We start from the raw sequence: 3,232 nt of genomic DNA, 5'->3' as shown, positions 1-3,232 counted from the left end.
GCCCGACACGGCCACCGTGCGCCGCACCACGCCCCCGGGGGCCTTCCACGGCTCCGGCGTCCCGCGCTGCGCCACGCGCATGATCCGCCCCCACACCGGCGCCGCCAGCGTGCCGCCCGATCCCTGGCGGATGATGGTGCGCGGCCGGTCGAACCCGAACCACACGGCGGCGACGAGGTCGGGCGTGTAGCCGACGAACCAGGCGTCGGTGGCGTCGTTCGTCGTCCCGGTCTTTCCCGCTGCGGGGATGCCTGCGCCGAGCGCCGCGCGGGCGGCGGTCCCCGTCCCCCGGTCGATGGCGCCGCGCAGCATGGTGGTCACCACGAAGGCGACGCCGCGGTCCATCACCCGACGCCGCTTGACCCGCGCCCGCCAGACCACCTTGCCGTCGCGGTCTTCCACGCGGGTGACGAAGCGCGGCTCCACCCGGTCGCCCAGCGTGGCGAAGGGCGTGTAGGCGCGCACCAGCTCCATCGGCCGCACCGCCGTGGCGCCGATGGCGACGGACGGAAGCGGCGGGATGTCGCGGGTGATGCCGGCGCGCCGGGCCACCTGCTCCACGTCGTCGAGCCCGGCCTGCTCCGCCAGCTTGACGGCGATGGTGTTGATGGATTGACGCAGCGAGGTGCGGACGGTCACCGCGCCCCGGTAGCGGCCGTCGAAGTTGCGCGGCGTCCACACCTCTCCCCCCGGCAGCTCGCGGCGGACGGTGTCGTCCACCACCCGGTCCGTGGGGGTGACGCCCTCGGCGACGGCGGCGGCGTAGACGAACGGCTTGAAGGCGGACCCCGGCTGCCGCAGCCCCTGCGTCATGCGGTCGAACGCCGACTCGTCGTACGAGCGTCCGCCGACCAGGGCCAGCACGTCGCCCGTCCGCGCGCTCATCACCATCGCGGCGCCCTGCAGGTACGGCGTCTCGGTACTGTCGCGGTACGCGGCCCGACGCGGGCCGGTGAACTTGCCGAACCGGCCGTTCTCGATGGCCCGCACCTGCGCTTCCACGTTCTGCTCCGCCGCGCGCTGGATGCGGGGATCCAGCGTGGTGTGAATGCGAAGGCCCCCCGCGTACAGCGCCGGCCCCAGCTCCGCCTCCAGCATCCGCCGCGCGTGCTCCACGAAGTAGGGAAAGCGCGTGCGGGGCCGCATCTCGGGCCGCAGCCGGGCCAGCCGCACCTCGGCGTCCTTGGAGGCGCGCGCCTGGCCGGCGGTGATGCGGCCCTGCGCGGCCATCAGCGACAGCACCAGGTTCCGGCGCTGGACGGAGTGCGCCATGTTGCGGCGCGGGCTGTAGTGCGTGGGCGCCTTGGGCAGCCCGGCGAGCAGCGCCGCCTCCGACATCTTGAGCTGCGACGCGTGTTTGCCGAAGTAGATGCGCGCGGCGGACTCGATGCCGTACACCCCCTCGCCGAAGTAGATGTTGTTCAGGTACGTCTGAAGGATCTGCGCCTTGCTGTAGCGCTGCTCGATCTCTCGCGCGACGCGGATTTCCAGGACCTTGCGCTTGACGCTGCGGTCGGCGGCGGGAAGGCGGTCCGGAAACACGTTCCGCGCCACCTGCATGCTGATGGTGCTGGCGCCCTGGCTTCGCCCGCCGGGGATCAGGTTCTTGATGGACTGCGCGATGAACCGCGGCCAGTGCACGCCCCGGTGCTCGTAGAAGTTCTGGTCCTCCACGGCGACGAACGCCTGCGCCACGTAGGGCGGAAGGTCGGCCAGCGCCACCACTGCCCAGCGCGTGGGCGCCAGCTCGGCCAGCAGTTGGCCGCGGGCGTCGAACACTCGCGCGGCGCCGCCGGGCTGCAGCGCCGCCAGCTTGCCGACGTCGGGGCAGCCGCGGAAGCCGCAGCGCTGCCAGGTAAAGCCGGGAAGAAAGGCGATCAGGGCGATCAGTCCCAGGATCCATCGGCGGTGTACGGGATGGCGCAGCCCGCGTCCGAGGGCGCGAAAGCCGGCCTTGAGGACCGCCCATCCGCCGAACAGCCCCGCCTGAAAGAACAGCGCGTCCTTCTCCAGCTGCTCGCCCAGCCACGCCCCGGCCGCGGCCGGCACCCGGGCCGGATTCGTAACCAGCAGCCGCACGCCGTCCGCCGTCCGCGCCAGCTTGTCGCGAACGCGGGGGAAGTACCCCTTGTGGTAGACGTTCTCGGGCTCGGGCGCGCCGCCGGCGGGATCGGGCATTCGTTTGGGAGATGGGCTCCGGGGGATGCTCAGGCCATCGAAACGCGGCCTGCTCCGTCACGGAGTATACCACGGCCGCCGATGCCGGGCGAACCGTCCGCGCCCCGCCGGAGCGGATGAATCCGCCGCAAGGAAAGCGGAAAGCTCCGAAGGAGGTACACTTCGGGCTTGAGTGCGTCGCAATGCAGCCCGGTGCTCGGGCTGGCGCCCCCCCCGTCCCCAACCCTTCCCCCGCAAACTGCGCGGGGGAAGGGAGCCAGTGTGGCGCGCCAAGCGCGGTGGACAGCGGAACCGGGGGAAACAGGGAGAATGCCTCCCTGCTTCCCCCGGTTCTGCATCCATGCCGGCTTCATCCCGAGCGGATGAAAATCAGGTGCTTTTCCGAGTCAGGGCGCGGAGTGCGTCTGCAGCTCACGTACGGTGACATACAGGGTCACCGAGGCCGGGTATTGGTCTCCCCCGCCGCCGCGGAGGATCGCGGCGTTCGTCTTTGCATCGTGCACACCATTCAGGTCGCCCGCGAGGGCGTGCCCGCGTACCGCGAGTTTGAAAGTGGCAAAGGTGAGCCCGGCGCGGGGACCCACGTCGATCGTAACGGGGAGTTTCAAAGGTCCGGCCTCGTCGAACATCTCATACCGCACAGGTATCACCGCCTCCGTTTCCGGGACAAAGCCCACCGAGAGCCACGCCGGCTGGATCTCGTCCCTGCCCTGCTGGGTGGCCTCGACGAACGTCTGGTTGCCGATGGTTACCTGCGCGTACAGGTCAGCCTTGTTGATCAGGCCATCAGGCCTCCCGGCCAGCAACGCGGCCCGCAGCGTTCGCACTTCCATCGCCCGTCGCTCCAGCGCAACCCGCGGGAGCAGCGGGGGGGTGCCGGGACTGGTGTTAGGCTGGTCCATTCCGTGGGCCAGCGAAGCATACACCGGTCTGCGGAACTGCTGGACGATCAGGGAGTTGGGCGCGGGTACCCATTTGGCCGCATACACGAACGAGGCCGCGTCACCGCTTCCGCTACCTTTCCAGGTGCCATTCTTTCCGTCGAGGGTAACTA

2 protein-coding genes are annotated in these 3,232 nt (G+C 70.6%); both read right to left on the bottom strand.

What is annotated here, in order from left to right; all coding sequences use genetic code 11:
• On the bottom strand, positions 1–2,178 hold a 2,178-nt coding region (locus VIB55_RS04905; protein ID WP_331875551.1), incomplete at its 3' end, for a PBP1A family penicillin-binding protein.
• A gap of 386 nt (positions 2,179–2,564) precedes the next feature.
• Positions 2,565–3,232: hypothetical protein (locus tag VIB55_RS04900; RefSeq protein WP_331875550.1), on the bottom strand; the 668-nt coding region annotated here is incomplete at its 5' end.

Source organism: Longimicrobium sp., assembly GCF_036554565.1.
Classification (GTDB): domain Bacteria; phylum Gemmatimonadota; class Gemmatimonadetes; order Longimicrobiales; family Longimicrobiaceae; genus Longimicrobium.
This window is presented reverse-complemented; position numbering and strand designations above follow the sequence as displayed.